The organism is Corynebacterium sp. NML130628 (assembly GCF_001875665.1).
Taxonomy (GTDB): domain Bacteria; phylum Actinomycetota; class Actinomycetes; order Mycobacteriales; family Mycobacteriaceae; genus Corynebacterium.
The window spans coordinates 38,005-64,661 of record NZ_MLAL01000023.1; the positions used below are offsets into that span (position 1 = coordinate 38,005).

19 protein-coding genes, 1 tRNA gene and 3 pseudogenes are annotated in these 26,657 nt (G+C 62.5%); 13 read left to right on the forward strand and 10 right to left on the reverse strand.

The features are described from left to right. Positions 1-24 precede the first annotated feature (24 nt). Positions 25-2,112 (forward strand): hypothetical protein, encoded by a 2,088-nt coding sequence (locus BJP07_RS06570; RefSeq protein WP_071566706.1) that lies wholly within the window; start codon positions 25-27, stop codon positions 2,110-2,112. Positions 2,113-2,301: 189 nt separating this feature from the next. Here the strand turns inward: BJP07_RS06570 and BJP07_RS11485 are convergent. Together BJP07_RS11485 and BJP07_RS06575 are read right to left on the reverse strand one after the other, a co-directional pair. Further along, positions 2,302-2,679 (reverse strand): annotated as a pseudogene (locus BJP07_RS11485) (SRPBCC domain-containing protein); the annotation flags it as partial. Between the two features lie 36 nt (positions 2,680-2,715). Continuing rightward, positions 2,716-3,957, reverse strand: a pseudogene (locus tag BJP07_RS06575) (glutaminase); the annotation flags it as partial. 318 nt (positions 3,958-4,275) lie between these two features. On the opposite strand from BJP07_RS06575, the gene BJP07_RS06585 reads away from it, so the two are divergent. Beyond that, a complete protein-coding gene (locus tag BJP07_RS06585; RefSeq protein WP_071566708.1) occupies positions 4,276-5,436 on the forward strand; it encodes a globin domain-containing protein in 1,161 nt (386 codons plus the stop codon). Here BJP07_RS06585 and BJP07_RS06590 read toward each other — a convergent pair. Both BJP07_RS06590 and BJP07_RS06595 read right to left on the reverse strand, forming a co-directional pair. Continuing rightward, entirely contained in the window at positions 5,408-6,106 is a 699-nt protein-coding gene (locus BJP07_RS06590) for a metalloregulator ArsR/SmtB family transcription factor (RefSeq protein ID WP_083584132.1), read from the reverse strand. The genes BJP07_RS06585 and BJP07_RS06590 overlap by 29 nt on opposite strands. Continuing rightward, complete coding sequence (locus BJP07_RS06595) at positions 6,103-6,759, reverse strand: metalloregulator ArsR/SmtB family transcription factor (protein WP_083584133.1); 657 nt, start codon at positions 6,757-6,759, stop codon at positions 6,103-6,105. Before BJP07_RS06595 ends, BJP07_RS06590 begins: the two co-directional genes overlap by 4 nt. A 553-nt stretch (positions 6,760-7,312) precedes the next feature. On the opposite strand from BJP07_RS06595, the gene BJP07_RS06600 reads away from it, so the two are divergent. Continuing rightward, positions 7,313-8,617, forward strand: coding sequence for a multicopper oxidase domain-containing protein (locus BJP07_RS06600; protein WP_255365937.1), 1,305 nt, complete (start codon positions 7,313-7,315; stop codon positions 8,615-8,617). A gap of 24 nt (positions 8,618-8,641) precedes the next feature. On the opposite strand, the gene BJP07_RS06605 is transcribed toward BJP07_RS06600, so the two are convergent. The 4 genes from BJP07_RS06605 to BJP07_RS06620 are packed head-to-tail and all read right to left on the reverse strand — an operon-like array spanning position 8,642 to position 13,035. Further along, complete coding sequence (locus tag BJP07_RS06605; RefSeq protein ID WP_083584135.1) at positions 8,642-9,952, reverse strand: hypothetical protein; 1,311 nt, start codon at positions 9,950-9,952, stop codon at positions 8,642-8,644. After that, positions 9,953-11,419, reverse strand: a complete 1,467-nt coding sequence (locus BJP07_RS06610) for an MFS transporter (protein WP_071566710.1) — start codon at positions 11,417-11,419, stop codon at positions 9,953-9,955. Positions 11,420-11,428: 9 nt separating this feature from the next. Further along, positions 11,429-12,427, reverse strand: a complete 999-nt coding sequence (locus BJP07_RS06615) for a S66 peptidase family protein (RefSeq protein ID WP_071566711.1) — start codon at positions 12,425-12,427, stop codon at positions 11,429-11,431. Then, a complete protein-coding gene (locus tag BJP07_RS06620; RefSeq protein ID WP_071566712.1) occupies positions 12,427-13,035 on the reverse strand; it encodes a hypothetical protein in 609 nt (202 codons plus the stop codon). The genes BJP07_RS06615 and BJP07_RS06620 overlap by 1 nt, the downstream gene beginning before the upstream one ends. Positions 13,036-13,502: 467 nt before the next feature. On the opposite strand from BJP07_RS06620, the pseudogene BJP07_RS06625 reads away from it, so the two are divergent. Further along, positions 13,503-14,447: pseudogene (locus BJP07_RS06625) on the forward strand (IS256-like element IS1249 family transposase); the annotation flags it as partial. Positions 14,448-14,607: 160 nt separating this feature from the next. Beyond that, positions 14,608-15,786, forward strand: a complete 1,179-nt coding sequence (locus tag BJP07_RS06630) for an IS1249 family transposase (RefSeq protein WP_071566713.1) — start codon at positions 14,608-14,610, stop codon at positions 15,784-15,786. A gap of 107 nt (positions 15,787-15,893) precedes the next feature. Here BJP07_RS06630 and BJP07_RS06635 read toward each other — a convergent pair. Further along, a tRNA-Leu gene (locus BJP07_RS06635) sits at positions 15,894-15,977 on the reverse strand. A gap of 137 nt (positions 15,978-16,114) precedes the next feature. Between BJP07_RS06635 and BJP07_RS06640 the strand changes: the two genes are divergently transcribed. The 8 genes from BJP07_RS06640 to crgA are packed head-to-tail and all read left to right on the forward strand — an operon-like array spanning position 16,115 to position 25,597. Next, entirely contained in the window at positions 16,115-17,020 is a 906-nt protein-coding gene (locus BJP07_RS06640; protein ID WP_083584137.1) for a DUF3662 and FHA domain-containing protein, read from the forward strand. 45 nt (positions 17,021-17,065) lie between these two features. Beyond that, positions 17,066-17,521 carry an FHA domain-containing protein gene (locus BJP07_RS06645; protein WP_071566786.1) on the forward strand — a complete coding sequence of 152 codons (456 nt, stop codon included), beginning with the start codon at positions 17,066-17,068 and terminating at the stop codon, positions 17,519-17,521. Next, entirely contained in the window at positions 17,518-18,906 is a 1,389-nt protein-coding gene (locus tag BJP07_RS06650) for a PP2C family serine/threonine-protein phosphatase (RefSeq protein WP_071566714.1), read from the forward strand. Before BJP07_RS06645 ends, BJP07_RS06650 begins: the two co-directional genes overlap by 4 nt. Before the next feature lie 2 nt (positions 18,907-18,908). Then, a complete protein-coding gene (locus BJP07_RS06655; RefSeq protein ID WP_071566787.1) occupies positions 18,909-20,261 on the forward strand; it encodes an FtsW/RodA/SpoVE family cell cycle protein in 1,353 nt (450 codons plus the stop codon). Next, on the forward strand, positions 20,258-21,715 hold the full coding sequence (locus BJP07_RS06660) for a penicillin-binding transpeptidase domain-containing protein (protein WP_071566715.1): 1,458 nt from the start codon (positions 20,258-20,260) through the stop codon (positions 21,713-21,715). Before BJP07_RS06655 ends, BJP07_RS06660 begins: the two co-directional genes overlap by 4 nt. Next, a complete protein-coding gene (locus BJP07_RS06665) occupies positions 21,712-23,244 on the forward strand; it encodes a serine/threonine-protein kinase (RefSeq protein WP_071566716.1) in 1,533 nt (510 codons plus the stop codon). The genes BJP07_RS06660 and BJP07_RS06665 overlap by 4 nt, the downstream gene beginning before the upstream one ends. Continuing rightward, the gene (gene pknB / locus BJP07_RS06670; RefSeq protein WP_071566717.1) at positions 23,245-25,275 is read left to right on the forward strand and encodes a Stk1 family PASTA domain-containing Ser/Thr kinase; all 2,031 of its coding nucleotides are present in this window, start codon (positions 23,245-23,247) and stop codon (positions 25,273-25,275) included. Positions 25,276-25,327: 52 nt separating this feature from the next. Further along, positions 25,328-25,597, forward strand: coding sequence for a cell division protein CrgA (gene crgA / locus BJP07_RS06675; protein WP_070363346.1), 270 nt, complete (start codon positions 25,328-25,330; stop codon positions 25,595-25,597). A 450-nt stretch (positions 25,598-26,047) separates the two neighbouring features. On the opposite strand, the gene BJP07_RS11490 is transcribed toward crgA, so the two are convergent. Then, positions 26,048-26,176: a hypothetical protein gene (locus tag BJP07_RS11490; protein ID WP_255365938.1), complete on the reverse strand. Its 129-nt coding sequence runs from the start codon at positions 26,174-26,176 to the stop codon at positions 26,048-26,050. Between the last annotated feature and the right edge of the window lie 481 nt (positions 26,177-26,657).

The following is a 26,657-nucleotide window of genomic DNA, read 5'->3' on the forward strand; positions in this document are numbered from 1 at the left end:
AGGTCTATGCCCTAAACTTTGCGCATGCACAAGTTGACGTCCGGCGCCCTCGTCGTCGCCCTCACCGGGACCGCCATCACCGTCCCGGCCACCATCAACCCCACCGCCCACTACGCCGAAGCGCAAGGCCTCCTCGGCCTCGGCGGACAAGCCTTGCAGGCACTCGTCGAAAAGGGCGAAGCAAAAGTCGCCGAACTCGAATCCCAACTATGGAAAGCCGACCTAGCGCTCAAGGGCGCCCAGGCCCTCCTCGAAATGAAACGCTGGGGCGTCGTCCTCGCAATCGGCGAAGAAAACAAAAAGGCCAAGCAAGCCGAATACGATAAACAAAAACTCATCGTTGACTCCGCCGAACTCCTCGTCCGCACCACCAAAACTTCCCTCGACGCGGCACGCAAAACACTCGCCGTCGCCAAAAAGCAGCTCGCTGACTTCAATGGCAAAGACTCCTCCGCCTACGAAGACGCCCCCGAAGCCGACACCAAGCCCGTCGCACTGCCCACCAACCTGCGCGAAGCACTCGGGAGCATCACCGCGCAGCAGGAGGCTGTCGCTAAGCGCCAAGCACTTTTCGACGAAGCCGACGCCACCTATAACAAACGCAAAAAAGAAATCAACAGCGGCTGGTTCAGCTGGCTCTCCCCAGCAAACAGCAAAGAACTCGAAGGGCTGAAAAACCGTCGCGACGCCCGCAAAGCCAAACTTGACCTCGAACAAGTTCGCCTGGATAACATCACCCGCTCCATCGAACTCTTCGAAACCGTCGAAGCCGCAACCCCCTCCCACGAAGGCCACGGCGCCAACCGCTACGACGCCACCACACCCACCGACGTCGCCGACGCTTCTCGACAGCTCGAGTTCGCCAACGCCACCCTCGAAGCCGCCACCCACCGCAAAGCCAACATCGACGCCAACCTCGCCGCACTCACCGGATGGCAAGAACGCAACCCGTTCACCGGCTTCTGGCACAACGCAGACAAGTGGGGCCTCGAACGCGCCCTCCGCGCCGCGGACAACGAAATCGCCGACGCCACCAAACGCATCGCCGACAAAGCCGCCGCGCTGGAAGAGCTGAAGAACGCGCCCGCGGAGACGCCGGAGGTTGAGGCACCGTCTGAGACAGTGGAGCCTTCCGTGGCTGCCGAGCCTTCGGCGGCTGTCGAGCCGACCGAGGATTCCGCCGCGCGGACACCTGAACCGTCGGAGTTACCGGAACCATCGGCCTCTGAAGCTCCCACCGAACCTGAATCCCCCACGACTTCCCCAGAAGAGTCCGCCCCGCGGACACCCGAGGCTTCTGAAAGCGTCGAACCCGCGGACACATCCGCCGAACCCGAAGACCAAATCGACATCGACGAACTCACCCAGAACCTCGACGAAGCAAAGAAGCTCGAGCAGGACATGCTCGATCTGCAGAAGCTGCTGCAGCAGTACATCAACAAGCCCGAATCCGAGACGACCAAGCCGTCCGAAGCATCGGAGCCTTCCGAGACTGAGGTGTCCGAAGCTGAGGTGTCCGAAGCTGAGGTATCGCCAACGACCGTGACCGAAGTGTCCACGGCAACCTCGCTACCAGCAACAACCGCTGCCCCAGCCTCATCCGAGACGTCCGCCGCGCGGTCAACGGAAGCGAAGGAGCCGACCGTTGAAGATTCCGCCGCGCGGACAACTACTTCGGCAAAGCTGTCCACGGTAGCCGTCGTCCCAGCAACCTCGTCGAAGGTGTCCGCCCCGCGGACAACCGAGGCGAAGGAGCCATCACCGAAGCAGTCCGCGGCAACCTCGCTACCAGCAACAACCGCTGCCCCAGCCTCATCCGAGGCGTCCCGCGCGCGGTCAACGGAAGCGAAGGAGTCGTCGACGAAGCAGTCCGCGGCGACCTCGGTACCTGCAACAAAGCCGGGAAATTCCGTCCCGCGGACAACTGAGCAGGCGCCGGAAACCACGGAGCAGGCGATACCAACGCAGCAGATGGAAAGGTCTGCGAGTGGGGCGGAGGGGTCGTCGGCAAGTAGTTGGTTGTGGCTGATCCTGCCGCTGCTGCTGGCGCTTGGATTCGGCGGTGCGGCGTACGCGGACCTGATTCCGGGCGTGCGGCTGCCAAGGATGTAGCGAACGCGCACCACATTCCCCAATTTCCCCTAGGTGCGCTCGGCGTTTCCCCAGGTCACCGAGCGCGCAGGAGGGAATTTGGTGTCAGGCTGGCCAGCGCACGCACCAAATCCCTAGATTTAGGGAGACGGGTTTGCAAAAGCCCAGGTCACCTAGGGCGCGGGAGGGAATTTGGTGCGCAGACGCAGACTACTCAGATTTGCTCTCGCGCTTGATTAACGGCTGCAATTTGTCGCGGAGGCGAGCCTTCCAGTCGGCGGCGGCTTCTTCGTAGCCGTCCTCGTGGGGGTGCATGCCGCGGTGGGTGAATTTGACGCGAGTGTCGCCGTCGGGGGCGTCTTCGAGTTCGAAGATGATGTCGGTGTCGTCCCACTCGGGGTCCTCGAGGAGGTTGCCGGTGGGCTCGACGCGCCAGACCAGGCGGTCGCCTTGCTCGGCTTCGGAGACGTAGAGTTCGGCGAATTGGTCGTCATTTTGGAAATGGAATTCGCCGCCGGCGGTGTCGGCGGAGCCTTCGATGGAGTCTTCCCACCACTCTTGTGGCCTGGTGATTGCGCGGAAGACTTCGGTGCGGCTCGCTGGGACTTCGAAGGAGGTGGAGAAGTCTTTGACGGCGCGGAATTTGGTGCCGTCGGAGAATTCGTAGTCGGGCATGGCGCCGTCGGGGTCGTAGATGGAGACGTCGAAGCCTTGGTCGCGGATCTGCTTGATGCCTTCCTTGATCAGCAGGCGTCCGGCTTTGTTGAAGGAGGTGACGTGGGAGACGTCGAGCACCAGGCGGTTGCCGGCGAGGCGGTATTCGCCGAGGTCGTGGAGGATTTTCTCGGCGGCGGTGAAATTGATCATACCTTGGAGCTCAACGACAGTTTTTGCTTCTCGACGATCCACCGTCCGGATACCGGGCGCCGCGTAATAGTCGGCGCTCATCAGGTTAAGGCCGAGGGATTCGGACAGCTCGCGGAAGATCTTCACGCCGCGTACCGAGTTGCCCTGCTTGTCCAGGCGCGGGCTGAGTGACGCGATGCCGAGCTGCCCCGGCATCGTTCCGATGAGGCCACCGGCCACGCCTGACTTGGCGGGGATGCCCACGTTGACCATCCAGCGGCCGGAGCCGTCGTACATGCCGGCGGACGTCATCACGGCTTGGGTGACTCGGCTGGCTTTGGCGGACATGATGCGTTCGCCGGTGATCGGCTGGACGCCGCCGTTCGCCAGGGTGGCGGCCATGACGGCGAGGTCGCGGACGGTGACCAGGATGGAGCACTGCTGCGTGTAGGAGTTCACGGCGTCGTGGGCTTGGTCTTGGACCATGCCGAACTCGCGGAGCAGGTGTGCGATGGACAGGTTGCGGTGTGCGGTGGCGAGCTCGTCCTCGAGGATATGTTGGTCGATGCGCAGCTCGCGGCCCGCAAGTCGGGAAAAGAACGACCGAATCTTTTCGACGCGGTCTTCGACGCTCGAATCCGCCCCGTTGATGAGCTGGTTCACGGCGATGGCGCCCGCATTGATCATGGGGTTTGAAGGGCGGTTGGTGGCGTCGTCAAGTGAGATGGCGTTGAAGGCCTCCCCTGAGGGCTCAACCCCCACAATCTTGTGTACTTCTTGGGCGCCGAGTTCCTCGAGCGCGAGGGCGTACACGAACGGCTTCGAGATTGACTGGATGGAGAACTCGTAGCTGTCGTCGCCGACGGAGTAGAGGTGGCCGGACGTGGTACACACGGCGAGGCCGAGCTTGTCCGGGTCGGCGGTGCGCAGCGACTCGATGTAGTCGGCGAGCTCGCCGGCGTCGTCGTCGCGGACGAGGTCAAGGATCTTATCGAGGTACGCGGGCACTGGAGTTGGCATGCCGACCAGCTTACTTCCCACATAACATCCCACATGTGGGATGTTGGGTGGTATGTTGAGTCCATGCAGGTAGAAGACCTTCCTACCACTAAGGAGCCCTGGTCCACTACCGAACTCGTGGCGGAGACACAGCTGAGCCGAACAGCGGTCCAAAACGCACTCAACCGCCTGGTAGACGCCGGAGAGGCGGAGCGAACAGAGCCTCACAAGAGCCCCCGCCAGCGCTACCGCGCAACATAACATCCCACATAACATCCCACATGTGGGATGTTGGGTGGTATGTAGGACAACCGAATAAACACGGGTATATTCGTGTTTATGTTCATTGACGAGAAACCGAATCCGAAGCAGGCATACCTGAGCGACGAGCACGCCGAGATCATCAAGGCGACGCTCCCGCCGGTCGGCGCGAACATCCAGACGATCACGAAGACCTTCTACAACAAGATGTTCACCGCCCACCCTGAGCTCATCGCCGACACGTTCAACCGCGGCAACCAGAAGCAGGGCGCGCAGCAGAAGGCGCTGGCGGCGTCGGTGGCGACGTTCGCCACGCAGCTGGTGGACCCCGACGCGCCGGACCCAGTGATGATGCTGGACCGCATCGCGCACAAGCACGTCTCGCTGGGCATCACGGCGGACCAGTACCAGATCGTCCATGACAACCTGATGGCCGCGATCGTCGAAGTGCTTGGCGACGCCGTCACCCCGGAAGTCGCGGAGGCCTGGGACAAGGTGTACTGGCTGATGGCCGACGTCCTGATCAAGCACGAGGGCAAGCTCTACGAATCGGACGACGTTGAGCCCGGCGATGTGTTCCGCACCGCCACCGTCACGGAGAAAACCCAGCTCAGCGACACCGTCTACGCCTACACCTTGGAAGGCAACTTGACTGCGGCGCGCCCGGGCCAGTACACGTCGGTCGGCGTGAAGCTGCCGGATGGGGCGCGCCAGCTGCGCCAGTACTCCATCATCGAAGGCGACGCCTCCCACTACCGAATCGCCGTGGAAACCGAGGGCGAAGTCTCCACGTTCCTGCGCGACAACGTCAACGTCGGCGACACCGTCGACGCCACGCTCGCCGCCGGTGACCTGGTGCTGCAGACCGGCACGAACCCGGTGGTGCTGATCTCCTCCGGCATCGGGTCCACGCCAATGACCGGCATTTTGGGGCACCTCGCAGCAGAAGGCTCGCCACGCAAGGTCACCGTCGCGCATGTCGACGAATCTCAGGAGTCGTGGGCGCAGGCGGATGAGATGCGGATGCTCGTCGAGAAGCTTGACGACGCCTCCCTGCACCCCTACTTCCGTGCCGAAGGTGAACGCCTCAACGTCGCTGACCTGGATGTTTCCGGCGCCGATGTGTACCTGTGTGGTGGCGAAGGCTTCCTGCAGTCCATCCGCGACGACCTGGCCGAACTAGCCCCAGCGAACGTGTACTTCGAACTATTTAGTCCGAACGACTGGCTGATCGGTTAACCAGCCGGGCCCCGCACTGCCCCGTCTCGTCAAACGGCATGAAGTCGAGGTGGTGGGGGCCGATGGTGGCGTCGATAAACCCTTGGTGTAGTGCGCAGATCGTGGCTGCGGGCCGGGTGCCGTCGGCTGCGACGAACGGGCAGGCCTGCAGGCCGACCTCCACCGAGGCGTCGCCGTCGACCTCGCGGACGAGCGGGTCGAACCCCATCTCGCGCAAGGAGCGCAGCACCGTGGCGGCCACCTCCTCGAAATCCTCCGATGGTTCCCCGAAACGGTCAGCGCTGCGGCGCGCCCACGCGCGCCCAAAATCGCGGGCGGCGTCCAGGTCATCACCGGCCAGCGTCTCCGTGAGCGTCTCGACGAGGGCGACGTACTCATCCATCACCGCGTGCTGCTGCGGGGTGCGCACGTGGTACACGTGCGAGGGGCGACCGCGGGTGGAGCGGCTGGCCACACGCCAGCCCACCAACCCACGTTCCGCCAGCTCATCAATATGCCCGCGCACGGTGTTGACGTGGATGCCCATCTCCTTGCCCAGCTCACTGAGCAGGGCGCCCTCCGGGAAGGAATCGAGCGCATCCAACACCTCGCGCTGCTTCGGGCTCAACTCGGCGGTACGGCGCATGAGTACTGCGGTAGGCAGGGGGACGGTCGCGTCGTCGATAATCATAGTTCGATCTCGCACTGCGATGGGCGGCTGTATGGCACCAATCTGTGCATCATGCCGCCACTGAGTTCCTCCAGGAAACCGGCGTGCAGGGCACAGATGACGGAACTCGGCGCGCTCACGCCCACCGACGTGAACGGGCAGGCGTTGAGGCTGATATTGCCGGACGGATTCGGGTAGGAAGGGTCGAAGCCGAGGTCCCGCAAAATGGTGATGAGGGCGCTGAGCTGGCTCGACCTTGTGGAGCCCGCCTGCATCTCGCGGCCGTCGTGCGTCTGGCGCGCCCACAGGCGACCAATCTCCTTCGCCTTCTCCTCATCGCCCTCCGTGAGGCACTCCGCCATCGTCCTCACCAGACCGATGTACTCCCGTGTCACCATCGAGTGCTGCGGGGTACGCGTGTGGAAAATCTTGCTCGGGCGGCCACGGCCCTCGCACGGGGCCGTCGTGACACTGATCAGATCCCGCGACAGCAGCTCCTCCAAGTGCCCACGGATCGTGTTGGGGTGCATCCCCATCCCCTTGGCAATGTCGTTGACCTGCGCACCGTGCGGATACATAGCGAGCCGGTCCAATACCTCGCGCTGTTTCACGCTCAACTCAGCTGCGCGGGCCATCAGGTCCGTCGTCGGTTGAGGCGGGGTCGCCGAATCCACGTGTCCTCCTTCGGTCAGAGCTCTTCACCAGCTTAAACCGAAATTGCCGATTTTCCCTATTTCAGGCCGTATTAAATGAAAGAACGTAGCTAAGAGACTAGTCCACGCTTTCTTGCTATAACACCCGGAACTTCACGGTTGGCCACCAACACAGGGGCTAAGTCAGCATCAATCATGCGGGCGAGCGACCCCCTAATGTCGTGGGGTTATACACTCATCTAAGAAAGCGCATAGACCAGCATCACATCCTGGCATGCCATTCGTAGAGGTGGTCCGCATTTTTGTCGTCACCCAAAGACTCTTGCAGGTAAGGGGCAAACCTTGGGGCAGGAAGGATGCCATCGCGCACAAGTTCGCTTGCAGATACCATGTGTTAACTGTACACTATATAACGAATGCCCTGGATCGGGTCTCTGCTGAAGGCATGCTCCCAGGGCTTTTAAACTGTCTTCTTGCAGATGGGGGCTTAAGGAAGAAAGTCAGATGACGATACGCTTAAAGCTTAAATTCCCGATTTTCCCTATTCCGAACCATATTTATTACGATCGAGCCCGTGAATAAAAAAGGGCAGACCTCCGACGGCCTAGCGTGGGGCATCATCGCCGTATTCGTGGCACTCGTGGTGGCGTTCAGCGCGTTGAGCTCGACCGCAGGCGACGACCGCGCCGCAGAACCGCTCGACGCCAGCGGCGCCACCACGCTCGACGTCGACATCCAAGGCATGGCATTCACGCCAAATCGTATCGACGTCCCCTCCGGTACCCGCCTCATCCTCACCATCACCAACTCCGACAACCAACAGCACGACCTCAAGCTGGGCACCGAATACACCGGTCGCATCGACCCCGGCGACACCGTCGTCCACGACTTCGGCGTCTTCACCGAGTCCACGCAGGGCTGGTGCACGATCGCCGGGCACAAGGCAATGGGGATGGTGTTCGACGTCGTCGTCGGGTCCGCGAGCCCGGGTGCAACGCCGAACGCCGCGCCCAGACCGGTAGTCGCCGCCGACGGGCCTGACTCCGGCCTCGTCTACCGCGACCCGGCGCTGCCGCCCGCGCCCGCAGAAACGGTCCACGAACATACCTGGCACGTCACCGAAGGCGAGCGCCAAGTCGCGCCCGGCGTCACCCAACCCGTGTGGACCTTCGACGGGGAAATGCCAGGGCCCGTACTGCGTGGGCGCGTCGGTGACCTGTTCCGCATCACCATCGTTAACGACGGAACAATGGAGCACTCCATCGACTTCCACGCCGGTGAAGTCAACCCCGATACGAATATGGCCCAGATCGCCCCGGGCGAATCGCTCACGTACGAGTTCGAGGCCCGCCGGTACGGAATCTGGATGTACCACTGCGCCACCATGCCGATGAGCCTGCACATCGCCAACGGGATGTTCGGCGCCGTCGTCATCGACCCACCGGACCTCACGCCTGTCGACGCCGAATACGTCCTACTCTCGCACGAGATCTTCATCGGCGAGGACGGCGCCGACCCCGAGCGAGTCGCCGCCGGGCTCTACGACCTCACCGCGTTCAACGGCTACCCCAACCAATACCAGCAGCGTCCGATCCCGGCCCGGGTCGGCGATACCGTCCGGGTGTGGCTCTTCAACGTTGGCCCCGACAACCCCCTGAGCTTCCACGTAGTCGGCGAAATCTTCGACACCGTATTCAAGGAAGGCCAATACCAGATCCGAAATGCCACAGATACCGGCTCACAGGCGCTCGGGCTCCTCGCTGCCCAGGGCGGGTTCGTCGAGATGACCTTCGACGAACCCGGCACCTACACCTTCGTGAACCACCAGATGACCGACGCCGAAAAGGGACAGCGCGGCCAGTTCGTGGTCACGCCCTAAGAGAGCCGGCTCAGGCGATCCGTCTCAGGCGATCCCGCCGAAGGCCGCCACCACAGCGGCCACCAGCGCCAGCGCCAGGGCGGACTGCCCAGCGGGGCGCTCCACGTGGGCGCCCGCCACGGGAGCCTCGCGCTGCCCCCGCAGCACCGCCACCTGCGCCTTCACCGCCCTGCGCAGCAGCGGCAGGTACGCCACCAGCACGGCGAACACGAGCAGGCTCATCACCACCCGCAGCCAGGACTGCTCCGTCACCAGCCACACCGTTAGCGCGAGGTTGTACAGCACGACCCGGAAGTAGGTGCCCCGGGACAGTTCGAGCAGCCCGGCGCGCACCGCCTTCGGCCCGCCGCCCATCGTGGTGGGCAGCAGGTAGCTCATCGTGCCGATCAGCAGCGGCGCTACGAAGCCGAGCAGGAGCGCCAGCGTGGGGATCTCCGGGACGGTCTGCACGAGCCCCACGGCGTACCAGAGCATCGTGCCGATCAGCCAGAACATCGCCACGAAGACGGAGAGGCCCGGGTAGGTGATGCGGTCGCGTGGGTCACGCAGGACGTCGATAACGTTGACCAGGAACCCCTGGAAGAGCCACAGCCACGCGCCGACGTAGACGAACGCACCAACCGCGACCACCTGCGAGATCCCCAGCAGCGCGCCGAAGACGGCGCAGACAATCGCGGCCACCGCGCCCCAAATGGCCACGCGGGTGCGGTCGCGCATACCGTTGATCCTCCACATCGTTGGGAACAGCACGCTCAGGCTCGACATCGCGGCCAAGCCCACAAAGCCGCCAACGTTAGTGAACAGGTGCGCCTGGCGGATCTGCTCCTGCCAGGTGCCAGGCAGGCCCATCGATAGGGCCGCGCCGAAGCACACCCCTACCAGCAGGCAGGCAGCCGACGCCACGTACCCAATCGCGGCGGGTCGGTGCCGCTTCTCCGGTCCGGCGTCACGCACCAGCCGGGCGAGCACCACCGCGTGCCACAGCACCGCACCGGCCACCAGGCACCCGCCGACCCAGGTGACCAGCCAGTGCAGCTCCCACCAGCTGGCCACGACCTGGCCCACGAGCACCAACACGACGCCCGCGTTCAGGATCCAGGTGCGCCACAACTGGGCGGGGCGCGCCTCCTCGGGAAGGCGCTGCTGCAGGAAACGTTCGGTCAGGTTGACGCTCCACAGCACAATCGAGTTCGCCACAATCCCGAGCGTGAAGATGTGAATCAGTAGCCACGATGGTTCGGGGAACAGCGTGTGCGTCAGCCCGATCAGGATGAACACCCACATCCAGATGCTCACCGGCTTGGACGCCTTCCTATGCCACGTGCGCGCGCTCATCTAAGCCACCACCTTCGCGTCGCCAGACTTCGGGTTGTCGTGGAAGCACCACCAGGTCACCGCGCCGAAGAACAGGGCCGCGCAGGCGATCATCACGAGGACGTTGTGGTACGCCCCGGCGTAGGCGGGGGCGGCAAGGGCGTTGGTGGAGGCGTCGTAAATTGCGTCCATGCCGAGAGACTGCAGCTCAGCGGGCAGGTTGCGCACCATCCACACCGGCAGCAGCGAGCCGGTCAGCGCGACGGTGACCAGGGTTCCGAACTCGTAGGAGACCTCCTCGACGCCCGCCGCCATGCCGGAGCGGTGCAGCGGCGCCGCGCCAATAATCGCGATGGAGGACACGCTCATCACCGAGCCCGCCGAAAAACCCATCACGGCCAGCGCCGCGATCTCGATGCCGAGGCTGCCCGCATCCGACCCCCAAATCAGGGCCGCGGCACCCGCAGCGGCGCCCAGAAAACCGCCGCCAATCAGTGGCAGGAAGCCAATCTTGTGCAGGTAGGCACCCCCAAGTGTCGACGCCGGAATCGCCGCCGCCGCCATCGCGATGATGGTGGCACCGGCGTGGAGGGGGGAGAAGCCGTCGACAAGCTGGAGCTTCTGCGTGGTCATCAGCTCGGCGCCGGCCATGAAGAACATGCCGCCAGCTGCGGCGACGACACCACCCGTGAACATGCGGGACTTGAAAATGTCGAAGGTGAGCAGCGGGTCCGAAAGCTTGCCCTGCCGGCGCACGAACAACACCGCGCCGACGACGCACAGCACCGCCGCCACCACGAACAGGGACCAGCCGGAGTTCGGGTTCACCAATTCTTTGATAGCCATGGTCAGGCCCGACAGCGCGAACAGTGCGTACACCGAGGAAATGAAGTCCCAGTACTTCGCCGGGTTCGGCATGTTCTCCGGGGCCAGCCAGAACGTCAGGCCCAGCGCGATGAGCACGATCGGCACATTAATAAGGAAGACGGAGCCCCACCAGAACGCCTCCAACAACGCGCCGCCGACCAGCGGACCCAGCGCCGCGCCCACCACGGCCACCGACCCCCAAATGCCGATCGCGGTGTTGCGCTCCCGCTCGTCCGAAAACGTCAACCGGATCAGCGCGAGCGTCGCCGGCATCATCACCGCAGCACCCATACCGAGCAGCCCGCGCGCACCCACGAGCAGCCACGCCGACGGCGCAAACGCCGCCGCCAACGACGCCACCCCGAACACCACCAGCCCCACAATGAACATCAGGCGGTGCCCCAGCTTGTCGCCCAGCGTGCCCGTGCCCAGCAGCAGCCCCGCCAGCACCAGCGGGTAGGCGTTAATAATCCACAAGCCCTGCGTCGGGGTGGTGTGCAGCTGCTCGTTGAGCTCCGGCATCGCCGTATACAGAATTGAATTATCCAGCCCGATCATCAGCAGACCGAGCGATATCACTGCAAAGAAAGTCCAGCGCTGACTTGGCGTCGAATCAGTCATAGCAACAAGCTACACCCGAGGAAAGCTAATCGACGCCTCTCCCCCCTCCACCGAAACATCCACACGGCCGCCCACCGGGAACGTCAACAAGGGGTTCGTGTGCCCAAACGATGCGTTCGCCACAACCGGCTTCCCCCTCAACTCAGGTATCGACGCCACCATCTCCTCCACCATCAACCTCGTGACACGGCTCGCAGTCTGGAAACGCCCAATCACCAACCCCTCAATCCCGTGACCATCCGGGGCCTGCAACAACGACACCAACTCACGCCGGAAATCCATCACCGTGTACTTCCCCGTCACCTCCGCAAACAGCACCGCATCATTCAACGACGGCATAAACTCCGTGCCCGACAACAACCCCAACGTGCCCAAATTCGACCCAAGCGCAATCCCCTCAGCGAGGCCCTCCTGGATCACCCACCAGCCATCATCCGACTCCTGCACCCGACCATCCTGGTTAATAAACCAGTCATCGTCCGTGAACCAGTCCCCCGGCTCCCACACGATCGGCCCGTCCGTAAACGCCGCCTGCACAAACGCATCCCGCGTCACCTCCCCGAAATCACGCATCCCCAACGTCGACCAATGCGGACCCACGTACACCACCTGGCCCGTCTTCGCATACACCGCATTCGCCAACGCCGACACATCCGAATTCCCACACAAAAACTTCGGATGCTCCGCAATCACATCAAAATCCAGGTGAGGCAGAATCTCGTTACTGGTAAAGCCGCCGATCACGCTCATGATGCCGTCGACGGATGGGTCGGAGTAGGCGTCGATAAGATCCTCAGCCCGCAACTTGCCCGGCGCGGACCAAAACATGTCCGACACCCGCACATTCGCCCCAAAACTCACCGACAGGCCAAGCTCCTCCAACCGGCGCGTCGCCAACTCAGCCACAAAACGACCCGCCGGCCCCTGCTCCACATACGCCAACGAACGCGCCGGAGCCACCACACGCACATGATCGCCCACCGACAACGGGCGAGGATACAACGCCATCAGTACAGATACACCGACGCATTATTACCGCCCTGGCACCGGGCGCCCCCACCCGCCGGCCAGCACGACATCGTGTACGTCTGCCCCGTCACCGGGCTATACACGCTCAACGAGCCAGGGAACTCACCCGTGGCCGCAGCCCGCTCATTAAATACAGCCAACACGTTGCCCGCGAACTCCGACGACGTATTCCCGGTCTCTGCCGTCGCGTTCGAGAACCCCGCACTCGACCCCATCGGCTCACGCCGGTTCACGTTAGGCTTGCTGCCCTGGTTGTTCTGGCCGTTCTGGCCGTTCTGGCTTTCTGGCGCGACCGTCTCAATCTCCGTCACGATCACCGGATCCTGCTGCTCCCTATTCGACCCATCGGAACGCACGAACAAAAACGCCACCGCTCCAGCCAGCGCCAACAACACCAACGTCCCCAACACCGACAGCGCCACCACCAGGCCAGTATTGCTCTTCTGCTGCTGCGGCTGGTACGGAGGCTGTGGCTGGTATGGCTGTTGGTAGTACGGTTGCTGGTACTGCTGTTGTGGCTGCTGTTGCTGAGACGCCCACTCGTCAGTGCCGGGGTGGGTGTCGTCGGGCTGGTACGGATTCGTCATGAGGGGCTTCCTTCAGGGATATGCAACAATACTGCAGCTCACCTTACTAGGTGTGCGCTGCTGATATGGGGCGCGGACGCTCCATCTGGAACTTTCCACCAGATTCCGTGTCGGCATTTTCGCGACCTAGGGGAACGCCACGCAGGTTTGTTGAAAACCGGGATTGTGGTGCACAGCCCACTCGCAGGAGTGACAAATCTGACATCGATAATTATCTAGCACTTTTCTGCCCTGGCGCTTTAAATGGATGGGCCAATTCGGGTTGCGTCTTTTGTCACTCACCCCACCGACGCAGCCATGAAAGGGGGGTTAAGGGTCAAAAAGTGTGTCCGGAATCGCGGATTTTCACGGATTGACCTGTAGGTTTCCGGAAAGTATATGCTCCGGAAGCATATATCTAGCCCCCGACGGGAAATCCTCGGTGTGGCAGCCGTGATGTGCTATGCGCGGCGTGGTGTGGTGTCGCAATGTCGAAGAACCAACCACGCTGCCACTGCGGCGGTGAAATGAAACGCAACGGCACCACCAGCAAAGGCACCACCAGATGGCGCTGCAAACAATGCGGCGCCTCCAGCGTCAAACGTCGAAACGACATCACCAACGCGGCAGTGTTCACCCAGTTCATCGAGCATTGCACCACCGCAATATCACTCGACGACCTAGCCAAACGAAACGGTGTTAGCCGCGCCACCATGAAGCGGCGCTTCAAGTGGTGCTGGCTCGTTGATGTGCCTGACCCCACCGCCGGCCACCACAAGCGGATCTACGACCAGGTATTTCTCGATGGCACCTACACCGCCGGTGGCTGCCTGATCGTCGCGGCGACCATCGACCACGTGATCGCCTGGCACTGGTGCAAACACGAAACCACCCGCGACTACCAACTGCTGCTTGAACGCATCGAAGCCCCACTCATCGCCGTCATCGACGGCGGCCAAGGCGCATACAGCGCAATCAAAAAGTGCTGGCCGACTACGAAAATTCAACGCTGCCTCGTCCACGCCCAACGCGTGGTCCGCCGCTACACCACCACCAACCCACGCACCGATGCCGGGCGCACCATCTACCGACTTGCGCTGAAACTGACCCGGATCACCACACTGGATGAAGCCGCCGCGTGGGGTGTGCAACTGCACGAGTTTTCAACGATCTACCGGGAATGGATGAACGAGAAAACCATGATCAAAGACCCCAAAACAGGTGCATGGACCCGCGTGTGGACCCACCACAACGTGCGCAAGGCCTACAACAGCCTCAACCATCTTTGGCGGTCCGAGATGCTGTTTGTCTACCTCAACCCGCCAGCAGGAGTCCTTGCGCCCGAGCGGATCAAATCCACCACCAACAGCTTAGAAGGCGGCATCAACGCCCAGCTCAAACTGCTCGCCAGAACCCACCGCGGCAGATCAGGGGGTTAAGGGTCAGAAAGTGTGTCTGGGATCGGCGATTTATAGTCACTGTCCAGTGTGATTGTTGAAAGTATAGGCTTCACGACCGTATATCGCTGTCCTTGACGGTAAATCCCCGGTGTTTCTACCTGGATGTGGTAGGCCCTGGTGGTGTGGTGGCTTGATGCCGAAGAATCGACCACGCTGCCACTGCGGCGGCGACATGAAACGCAACGGAACTACCAGCAAAGGAACCACACGATGGCGATGTAAAGCCTGTGGGGCATCAGGCATCAAACGTCGCCCCGACGTCACCAACGCTAGAATTTTTGCGGATTTTATCGAGCATTGCACCACCACAATCTCGCTAACTGCACTGGCTAAACGCAACAATGTAAGCCATTCCACTATGAAGCGCAGATTTACATGGTGCTGGCTTATTGACGTACCGGATCCCACCGTGGCACATACAGGCCGAGTCTATGACCAGATATTTCTCGACGGTACCTACACCGCTGGCGGATGCTTGATTGTAGCTTCCACCCTCGATCATGTTGTTGCTTGGCACTGGTGCAAACACGAAACCGCTCCCGATTACACACGCCTGCTCGAACGCATCCCCGCCCCGTTAATCGCAACGACAGATGGCGGGCAAGGAACAGCAAGTGCAATAAAAACCTGCTGGTCAACAACACATGTGCAGCGTTGCCTCGTCCACGCACAGCGTGTAGTTCGCCGCTATACAACCTCACGTCCGCGCACTGATGCCGGCAAAGCTATCTACACGCTAGCGCTGAAACTCACCCGAGTGCGAACTAAAGAAGAGGTAGCTGACTGGGGTGTATTGCTCCATAACTTCAACACTGTCTACCGCAGGTGGATGGACGAGAGGACCAGGGTTAAAGACCCTGATACAGGAAATTGGACATGGGTATGGACACATTCCAACGTGCGAAAGGCCTACAACAGTCTGAACCATCTATGGCGCCAAGGCATGCTCTTTGTCTACATCAATCAACCTAAAGGCGTCTTAGAACCTGCCCGCATCAAATCTACGACCAACAGTCTTGAAGGCGGGATTAACGCTCGCCTGAAAGAGATTGCGCGTGCTCACCGGGGCAGAACAAATGAACACCAGCGCAAAATGCTGGACTGGTGGCTGTACCTAAAAACAGAACTGCCCGACGATCCACTACGCATCGCCAGACAGTCCCACTGGGGCCAGGACCAACTCGCCAAAGTATCCATCCTGACCCACACCGAGAACCAAGCCGACCACGAAACAGGACGACCAGCCCTCTACGACAACGGTATCGACACCGAGTACACCCACTCAATCGGCATCCAAAAAGGCCAAATCTAACCCCAGCGACACGCCGAGCCAGACACACATTTTGACCCTTAACCCGCCCTAGGCACAGCACAAACACAAAAAGAACCGGCCCTCCCGAAGGAGGGCCGGTCCGTTTGTGCCCGGGGGGGGACTTGAACCCCCACGTTCTTGCGAACACTGGCACCTGAAGCCAGCGCGTCTGCCAATTCCGCCACCCGGGCGGGCACTGGAACAATATAACACCCTTACATAGAGAAGTGCCAAATCCGCATGTCATTGGGCATAAAGGTGTTTCACGCTAGGTTGTGTCGGAATGCGCACCTATACTAACGGGGTTAAAGAAAGGAGGTGCATGCGGATGGGAGTCATGGATCGATTGGCAAAACTGGACAGTTCGTTGCAGCGTGGCCTGGATAATTCGATGGCGGCACTGTTTGGCGGCAAGGTGGTTCCGGCTGAGATCGAGGAGCTGTTGAAGCAGGAGGCGCAAGACTCTGTTGTGGTGACTGACCATGACGAGTTCGTGGTGCCGAATGTGTTTGCAGTCGGTGTTTCTTCGAAGGATTTGGAGAACTTGTCGCAAGACCGTGACCTGCCGGTGCACCTCGCGGAACAACTGACGCGGTATGTGCGCAATCAGGGTTGGTTCTTTGATGGGCCGGCGGTTGTGCGGATCGCGGAGGAGTCAGGGCTGCGTACGGGCCAGTTGCGGGTCAGTTCTTATATTGATCCGCAGCCGGAGGTCGCGAGTGGGTTTGATGCCATTGTGGCGGAGCCTACGAAGCGGTCGAAGGGCGGTAGGCACCGTCATGCGGCAAACCGGGATCAGGAGGATCACATGCATGAGCCAAATACGATGACGCCGGTGGAGGGTGGCGAAGCGACTGTGAGCCTGCTGTTGCAGGACGGGTCGTCGCGCACTTACTTGGTGCATGAGGGCTCGAATATTTTGGGCCGTTCGAATGATGCGGATTTCCGCCTGCCGGACACGGGTGTGTCGAGGCAGCATGCGGAGATTACGTGGGATGGCCAGGTTGCGGTGTTGGTCGATTTGCAGTCGACGAACGGTACGACGGTGAATGATGAGCCGGTGGAGAACTGGATGCTTGCCGACGGTGACGTGATCACCCTGGGCCATTCCCACATCGAGGTGCGCATTGTGGAGCCGAGGGCGTCGACCCCGGCGACGCCGGACCCGGAGGAGGGCGCGCCGCGCTACACGGATGCGGCGTCGCACCCTCAGACAGAATTTTTTCAGGCCTAACGGCACAACAGGCTGAACAAGCCCCGATTTGAAGGAGTTCCTTTGTTGGATTCCGCGGTGATCCTGAGCGCACGCTTCGGGCTGCTCGCGCTGCTCTGGCTGTTCATTCTGCTGGTGTTGTGGGTGCAGCGGAAGAATGTGCGTGAGGTGGGTGGAACTGGGCGTCGACAAGTGAAGCAGGCGGGGAAACCGCTGCAGTCGCGTGAGAAGGTCCGGCAGATTGCGGTCGTTGAGGGGCCGCTGCAGGGCTCGCACATGGAGATTGCGAGTGTGGAGCATGTGACGCTGGGCCGCTCGCCGGATAATGACTTCCAGCTTGGGGACGATTTTGCGTCCTCGCGGCACGCGCGACTGTTTCGCCGTGGCAGCGACTGGTTCATTGAGGACCTGGACTCCCGCAACGGCACCTTTGTGCAGGGTATGCGCATTGACCAGCCGGAGCGGGTGTCGGTGGGGACGAATATCAAGATGGGGCGCACGATTGTGAGGTTGATGCCATGACGCTGCGGTTGAATTATGTGGCGGCATCGGACAAGGGTCTGGTGCGTGGAAACAATGAGGATTCCGCCTACGCGGGCCCGCATCTGCTGCTGCTCGCGGACGGGATGGGTGGCCACGCCGCGGGTGAGGTCGCTTCGCAGTTGATGGTGAGCCACATGGAGCACCTGGACCGCGACCCGGAGGACGCCGACATGTTGGCGCTGCTCGGGGCGGCTGCGGACGATGCGAATGCTTCGATTGAGCGTTCGGTGGCGCAGCACCCGGAGCAGGAGGGGATGGGCACGACGCTGACGGCGTTGATGTTCAACGGCGCCGAGTTCGGCCTCATTCATGTGGGTGATTCGCGCGGCTATTTGCTTCGCGACGGCCAGCTTCGCCAGCTCACCGAGGACGATACGTTCGTGCAGTCCCTGGTCAACGAGGGGAAGCTGGACCCGGGGGACGTGTCGAGCCACCCGCAGAAGTCGTTGATTTTGAAGGCGTACACGGGCAACCCTGTGGAGCCGCACCTGGAGATGGTTCAGGTCCGTGCGGGGGACCGGGTGCTGCTGTGCTCGGATGGGTTGTCGGACCCGGTGACGGCGTCGACGATTGGGGAGGCGCTTGCGCAGGGCACGCCGTCGGTGGCGGCGCAGCGGCTGATTGAGCTGGCGTTGCGTTCGGGCGGGCCGGACAACATCACGGTGGTCATCGCGGATGTGGTGGAGGTCTCGGAAGGCGAGGACGCCCCCGACTTGCCGACGTCCCCTGCGTTGGCGGGCGCGTTGGCACCGGAGTTTGAGTCGACGCACCCGGATTCCTCGGCGTCGCGGGCTGCGGCGCTGATGCGGAAGTCGGAGACGATTCCACCGAACCACGATCGTGAGGGCAACCGTTCCGGGTCGCAGCCCGGCGCGGGTGACGCGTCGGCGGATGAGGAGGATGACCCTCAGTTTCGCCGCAAGATAAACATTTGGCCGTGGGTGCTGTCCGCGTTGGCGATTGTGCTGATGTTGTCGCTGGCGGCGGTGTTGTGGACGAACGATAGGCTCAACGACCGCTATTTTTTAGGCACTGACGGCGACGACGGCGACTTCGCGATTGAGCGCGCCGTCGGGACGTCGTTGTTTACGGAGCCGCGCCGCGAGGTGATTCAGCGGGCGTGTATCAATGAGCAGAATAAGTTGCAGATTGTGTCGTCGAACTCGGTGCCGCAGGACTGCGTGATTTTCGGTGTGCATGATTTGCCGGAAAGCCAGTTGCGTACCGTCGAGAATTTCAAGGGCGGCACGTACGACGACGTGTTGGGCATTTTGAACCGGTTGGCTGGTGAGGCGTTGCCGGTGTGCGTCGACAATGATGCTGCGAAGGATGCCCCGCAGGGCGCGTGCCGGGAGGTGAAGTAGCGGTGTCTCGTGTGTTTCGGCGTGCGAAGGAGCTGTTGCTGCTGCTGTGTTCGGCTGGGCTGCTGCTGTTGATGCTGTTCGGCCTGGAGCTGAGCCAGGGCCGCGCCATGTCGACGGAGATGTTCTACCTGGTTGGCGGTTTTGTGGGCGTGTACGCCATCGCCCACGTGGCGATTTCGCTTGCGGCCCCGCACGCGGACCAGCTGTTGCTGCCGGTGGTATCGCTGCTGAACGCGATTGGCCTGGTGGTGATTTACCGCCTGGACCTGGCGGAACGCGCCGGCTATGCGCCGTTGGCGGAGCGGCAGGTGATGTGGTCCCTGGTGGGTGTGGTGCTGATGGTGTGCACGCTGATAATTGTGCGCGACCATAAGGCGCTGGCCCGCTACTCCTACCTGCTGGGCCTACTGGGCCTGGTGCTGCTTGCGTTGCCGCTGGTGTGGCCGCAACCGCCCGGGTTCGCGGATGCGCGGATCTGGATCTGGCTGGGCCCGTTCTCGATTCAGCCGGGTGAGTTCTCGAAGATTTTGCTGCTGGTGTTCTTTGCCCAGCTGCTGGCGCAGAAGCGTGCCCTGTTCACGGTGGCGGGCAAGACGCTGCTGGGGATGAGCTTCCCACGCCTGCGCGACCTGGCGCCGATCCTGGCGGTGTGGGCGTTCGCGATTGCGATCATGGCGGTGTCGAACGACTTCGGCCCGGCCCTGCTGCTCTTCGCTACGGTGCTGGGCATGGTGTACTTCGCCACCGGACGGACGTCCTGGCTGGTGATCGGCGCGGGGCTGGTGGCCATCGGCGGGTACGCGGTGTACCAGGTCAGTGAGAAGATCCAGGACCGCGTCGCGAACTTCATGGACCCGCTGGCCAACTTTGACACCACGGGCTACCAGCCGTCGCAGGCGCTGTTCGGCCTGTCGTGGGGCGGGCTGACGGGCACCGGGTTGGGCTACGGCCACCCGGAGATGGTGCCGGTGGCGCACTCGGATTACATCCTGGCGGCGATCGGTGAGGAGCTCGGGTTCGTGGGCGTGGCGAGCGTGCTGTGCCTGTTCGCCATCTTCATCACCCGCGGCTACTCGGCGGCGCTGCAGGTCAGTGACACGTTCGGCAAGTTGTTGGCCGCAGGCTTAGCGACGACCATCGCTATCCAAATTTTCGTGGTCGCGGGAGGTATTTCCGCGATGCTGCCAATGACCGGCCTGACCACGCCGTTTCTGTCCGCTGGTGGCTCGTCGATAATGGCGAACTACGTGCTGCTGGCGTTGCTACTGCGGATCTCGAACGCGGCGAATAAACCGGCGGAATTTGATACTTCGGCGATGGGTGCGCAGGCACCGGAGGCGGTGAGCGCACGATGAACAAGTCCATCCGTTTAGGCGCGGGCATTGCCCTGCTGCTGATTGTGGCGCTGCTGGTGAACTTCACCGTGGTGCAAGGTTTCCGCGAGGAGAAGTATGCGCAGAGCCCGCTGAACTCGCGCACCGTGGTGGAGCTGCGCCAGATCAACCGCGGCCAGATCAGTGCCGGCGGGCAGGTGTTGGCTGAGTCCCACCCGCTCGAGGACGGCTCCTACCAGCGCGCCTACCCGAACATGCCGTGGTCCTTTGCGCCGGTGTTGGGGTACGTGTCCGACCAGTTCGGCACCTCGCAGATTGAGGCCGGCTACAACGGGCAGCTGACCGGGGCGGGCTCCGGGAAGTCCTCACGCTTCCTGCGCACCGGCCTAGAGCAGGACGTGGTGGGCAACTCGGTTGAGCTGAGCATCGACCCGCACCTGCAGGCTCTGGCCTACGAGCAGCTTTCGAACCGGAACTACGAGGGCGCTATCGTGGCGCTGCGCCCATCCAGCGGCCAGGTGCTGGCGATGGCGTCGACGCCGTCGTACGACCCGAACGCGATCTCTCACCCGGACACCGCCGAAGGCGCCTGGGCCGAGGTGAACAACAACCCCGGCAAGCCGCTGCTCAACCACGCGACGCAGGACCAGCTGCCGCCGGGCTCGATCTTCAAGATCGTCACCACCGCGGCCGGGTTGCGCAACGGCTACACGCCGGAAAGTCCGCTGACCGGCGCGCCGTCGATCACGCTGCCGGGCACGAACGTGCCCCTGACTAACTACGCGGGCCAGGCCTGCGCCGGGGGTGGCCAGGTGCCGCTGCGCACCGCCTTCGCGCTGTCCTGCAACACGGCGTTCGTGCAGATGGGCATGGCCGTCGGCGCCGACGCGCTGCGTGAGGCCGCCCGCGGATTCGGCATTGGCGAGCAGTACGACCTCGGCATGCCCACCGCGGCCGGCTCGCTCGGCGACCTGCCCGGCGACGCCGAGCTTGGCCAGTCCGCAATTGGGCAACGCGACGTCACCATGACCGCCCTGCAGGCCGCCGTGATGGCCGGCACCGTCGCCAACGAGGGCCGCCGCATGGCGCCCTACGTGGTCAACCGGGTGCTCAGCCCGGACCTGCGGGAGATCGAGACGGCGAAACCCCACATGCTTTCGGACTCCATCACCCCCGAGGAAGCCAACACCATTAAGGACCTCATGTTCGGCTCCGAACGCGACACCTGGGGCTACGACGGCAACGGCTTCGCATCCAAAACCGGCACCGCCGAACACGCCGAAGGCGCAGCACCCCATACCTGGTACGTCGCCTTTGATCCGGTGAAAGATGTAGCGGTGGGGGTCGTCGTCAAGCATGGTGGCGGCATGGGCACCGGGGCGACCGGCGGGCAAGTCTCCGCACCACTCGGGCGCGCGGTGCTCTACGCGGCACCCGCAGCGCCAGCTGATGAGGAAGGAACCAACGCGCGATGAACTACGAAAACAAAGAAGAACTACAAAAGCTCATCGGGCCCGACTACCAGCTGCAATGGATCATCGGGCACGGCGGCATGTCCACCGTCTGGCTTGCCGACGACGTCCGCCACGAACGCGAAGTAGCCCTCAAAGTGCTGCGGCCGGAATTCACCGCCAACCAGGAGTTCCTCACCCGCTTCCGCAACGAAGCCAACTCCGCGGAGGGGATCAACTCCCCCAACGTGGTCGCCACGTATGACTACCGCGAAATCGACACCGAGGGCGGATTCCCCATGTGCTTCATCGCCATGGAATACATCCGCGGCGAATCCCTCGCCGACCTCATCGCGCGCGAAGGCCAACTCAAAGAAGACATGGCCCTTGACGTGCTCGAACAGGCCGCGCACGGCCTCGCCGTCATCCACCGCATGGGGCTGGTGCACCGCGACATCAAGCCTGGCAACCTCATGATCACCCAAAACGGGCAGATCAAGATTACGGACTTCGGCATCGCGAAGGCGGCCGCGGCCGTGCCGCTGACACGCACCGGGATGGTCGTGGGCACCGCCCAATACGTCTCCCCCGAGCAAGCCCAAGGCAAGAAAGTCACGGCGGCCTCCGACGTGTACTCGCTCGGCGTGGTCGGCTACGAAATGCTCGCAGGGAAACGCCCGTTCACCGGGGACTCCTCCGTCTCCGTGGCGCTCGCGCACGTCTCCGCCGAGCCGCCCGCGCTGCCCATCAGCGTGAGCGCCCCAGCACGCGAGCTCATCGAGCTGGCGCTACGCAAAGACCCCACCCAGCGCTTCCGGGACGGCAACGAAATGCAGCTGGCCGTCGAGCAGGTCCGCCAGGGGCGCCGCCCGGCGCGCCCGGGAGGCGACACGGCCGTCATCGCCGTCGAACCCTCCCCGACCGCGTCCACCCAAATGCTTGCCGACATGTCCCGCCCCACCACCGTGCGGCCCGCCGCGCCACGGCGTCGACCCACCCCGCCACCGGCACCGGCACGCGCCGCCATGCCCGCCCCCGCCCAACCGGCACCGGCACCAGCTCCCGCTGGCGCTGGTCAGCGGCGCGGCAACACCGGCTACTGGGTCGGCATCGTGCTCGGTGTGATCGCGCTCGCCGCCATCGGCGGCGTGGCCTGGGCGTTCAACAACGGCGTCCTCGGCGGCAGCACACCAAGCAGCACCGCCCCACGCCAAAGCGTGGTCACCCAAACCACCACCGTGGAAACCGAGCCCACCTACGAAGCGCCCGCCGAGGAACCAACCACGCACGCGCCCGACACGCCCACTGAGCACAGCAGGCCCAGCAGCGCCCCGGCAACGCTCACCATCGAAGACGAAACGCCAACGCAACCGACCCAGCGGCAGACCCACACCCGGCCTTCCGCGCCGGCGCAGCAGCCGACGGAGGGGACGTCGATAAATAATGAGGCGCCCACGACGCAGGCCCCCAGCCCCCAGCCGGGCGGTGGGGAAAATGGCTTGGGTGAACTAGACTTATCAAATCTGCCTAACATCCTCGGAGGGAACGCGTAAATGACAACGATCGCCAACCGCTACGAACTCGGCGCCGTCATCGGCACCGGGGGCATGAGCGACGTCTACGCAGCCACCGACACGGTGCTGGGGCGCGACGTCGCCGTCAAAATGCTCAAAATTGACATGGCGCGCGACGAAAACTTCCGCGAACGCTTCCGCAAAGAAGCCCAAAACTCGGCGCGGCTCAACCACACCAACATCGTCGCCGTCTACGACACAGGCACCCAAGAAGTCTCAGGTGTCGACGTCCCCTTCATCGTCATGGAACGCGTCACCGGGCAAAACCTGCGAGACCTCGTACGCGCTGAAGGCCCACTGAGCCCCCAAAAAGCGGCGGCGTTCCTCCTGCCCGTCACCCACGCCCTGCAAGCCAGCCACGACGCCGGCATCATCCACCGCGACATCAAACCGGCCAACATCATGATCACCAACACCGGTGAAGTGAAAGTGATGGACTTCGGCATCGCCCGCGCGCTGGACGACTCCACCTCCGCCATGACGCAAACCTCCGCAGTCATCGGCACCGCACAGTACCTCTCCCCCGAGCAGGCACGCGGCAAAGCTGCCGACGCCCGCTCCGACATCTACGCCCTCGGCTGCGTCATGTACGAAGCCGTCACCGGCAAACCACCATTCGAAGGCGAATCGCCCTTCGCCGTCGCCTACCAGCACGTCCAAGAAGACCCCATCCCACCAAGCGAACGCGTCAGCGGCGACAACGCGCTCACCCCAAACGAAGCCGTCAACCTGGACAGCGTCATCCTCACCGCCATGGCGAAACACCCGGCGGACCGCTACCAAACCGCCACCGAAATGGGCGAAGACCTCGCCCTGCTCAAACGCGGCGCCGTAACCAACGCCGCCCGCAGCCACCTCGCCGCCCCCGCCGGCGACCACGCCGAGGATGCCACCATGGTCTCCGAAACGGTCCAAGGCAACGCGCCACGCCGCGCGCCGCGCCCCGACCGGCCCGTCGGGCAGCTGCCGGAGAAAGCAGCCGCCGGTGCGGTCGGCGCTGGGGCTGGCGCCGGGGCGGCCGGGCGCTACGCCGCCCACCGTCGCGAACACGAAACCACCACCCCTACCTGGATGAAGTGGCTCGCAATCGGGCTCGGCGCCGCCATCATCGGCGCCTCCGGCTGGCTCGCCTACTCCTACTTCTCCCCCAACAACAGCGAGACCAACAAGACCTCCCAGATGGTCATCATCCCAGACCTCGCCAACAAACCACGCGCGGAAGCCGTCGCCGAACTCGAAAACCTGGGCTTCCAGGTCGCCGTCTCCGACGAACCCAGCCCCGACGTCAAGCGCGGCAACGTCATCGACACCAACCCGATCGCCGGCTCCGAACTCCAACGAGGCACGCTCGTCACCGTCACCGTGTCTTCCGGACGCGAGCTTACCGACGTCCCCGACGTCACCAACATGGACGCCCAAGAAGCCGCAAAGGTCCTCGAAGACGCAGACCTGGAGCTGAATGCGGAGCTGCGTCGAGAAGCGAGCGAGGACGTGCCGAAGGGCGAGATCATCAGCCAGCACCCAGCCGCCGGCACCCAGATCTCCAAGGGGTCCAAGGTGACCGTCACCGTGTCCGAAGGCCCCGAAATGGTCCAGGTGCCGTCCCTGACCGGCGTCAACGTGAACCAGGCGTCCGCCACACTCGGCTCCATGGGGCTGCAAGTCACCGTGAACAAGGTCGACTCCGAACGCCCAGATGGCGAAGTCATCGCCGTCGCCGGCCAAAACACCGAGGTAGCCAAGGGCACCACCGTCGAAGTGCGCGTCTCCAACGGCATGCTCATGACCATGCCGAACATCACCCGCATGAAACCAGCCGACGCCGACAAAACCCTTCGCGACGTCGGCTGGAGCGGACGCCTCGTCGAAGGACCAACCGTCCCGACCGGTGCCCTCGTCGACAATGGGCTCATCGGCCACCAAGAAGTCGCCGCCGGCGACACCGTCCGCCGCGACGCCGCCATCGGCTACAACCTCTGGCAGTTCAACGCCGAACGCCTGCTAAGGTAAAAACCCTGATTGCTGGAATAGCCACCGCACTTGCTTGAAAAGGACTGACACAATGCCAAAGGCAAAAATCACCAAGGACCACCGCCCCGTATCCACCCCGACCGGCGTGTCCCGCACCCCGGTCAAAATCAACACCGGCGGCACCCCGATCTGGTACAAGACCATCATGTTCGGCCTGATGCTGCTCGGCCTCGGCTGGATCATCTTCTACTACATCGCCGGCGACCAGCTGACGTTCCTCGCGGAGCTCGGCCCGTGGAACTACGGCATCGGCTTCGCAGGCATGATCCTCGGCCTGCTCATGACCATGGGGTGGCGTTAGCCGTAGGTGTTTTTCGTAGATGGTAGTAACAGGAATGTAGTAATCCCCATCTTGGGCGCGCGGATGGGAGACGGTCGTGAGCTGTTTTCACGCGTTCGACTCGTTCAAGATAGCGCAGAGTACACCAAGGCAAATCCCCGTCTCTCGCCCGCAAGGAAATAGCTCTTGCGGTCAGGGTAATTTCTCTGGACATCATTTACGGTCCCAATTTCTGTCCTCAAGACAGAGACATCGCTTTTTCCGACTTTCCTCTAAAGCAGGATTAGCAAAGCGACTAGTCACTTACCGCTGAGGAATTAGCTCTTGACCTACTCTATGAAGACTTTCTGTTTCCCTTGAAAAGGCTTAGCAATGCCTAAAGTATGTGGACAACCACTTTCTGGAGTATCGTCAATCAAGTTCTGTAGAAAGCTGTCGAAATCGACCTATCTCATCTCACCTTTCATACGGTTACGGCGGCGTATGCCAGTGGTCCGCGTCTGGCGTACTCGATGCGGGGAATGGCGTTGTCAACGCCCAGACTGCATGTGCATGCCCGTTGTGGTTGTGCTGGTTCTCCAGCATGTCGATATCAACCATTAAAAGTGTTGCTCACGTGAGGTGCGATAGATGCCCTAAAACAGTTCGCCAAAACTATTGAACACAATTTGAACAGTATGTAACTTCAGAAGCGAGCCACCACCCCGAAGAGATTGGCAACACTATGAGAACTCAGTCAAAAACACTGGCGACACTAGTTTCTATAGCTATCCTTTTTGCTGGTCAGGGACTAGCCTCCGCTGCAGAAAAGGACGAACCTACGGCCCTTCAAGCGCTTCAAGAACAAACCGTTGCAGAGGGATCAAGCTTTTGAAGAACTGATCAACTCGGATGTTCCCCGAACTGTAAATAAAGACTCCACCGTAACTTTCGACCTCGAGCACATGGATCTGACGTTAAGAGATCCACATGCCATCACCCCCTATGTGAGTGGAGGGAGAGAAAACGGGGGCTTCTGGGTAGAGTTCACCCCTCTCGAGCAGGACATGATCATCAGCGGATCTGGATTTCTACTAGGGGC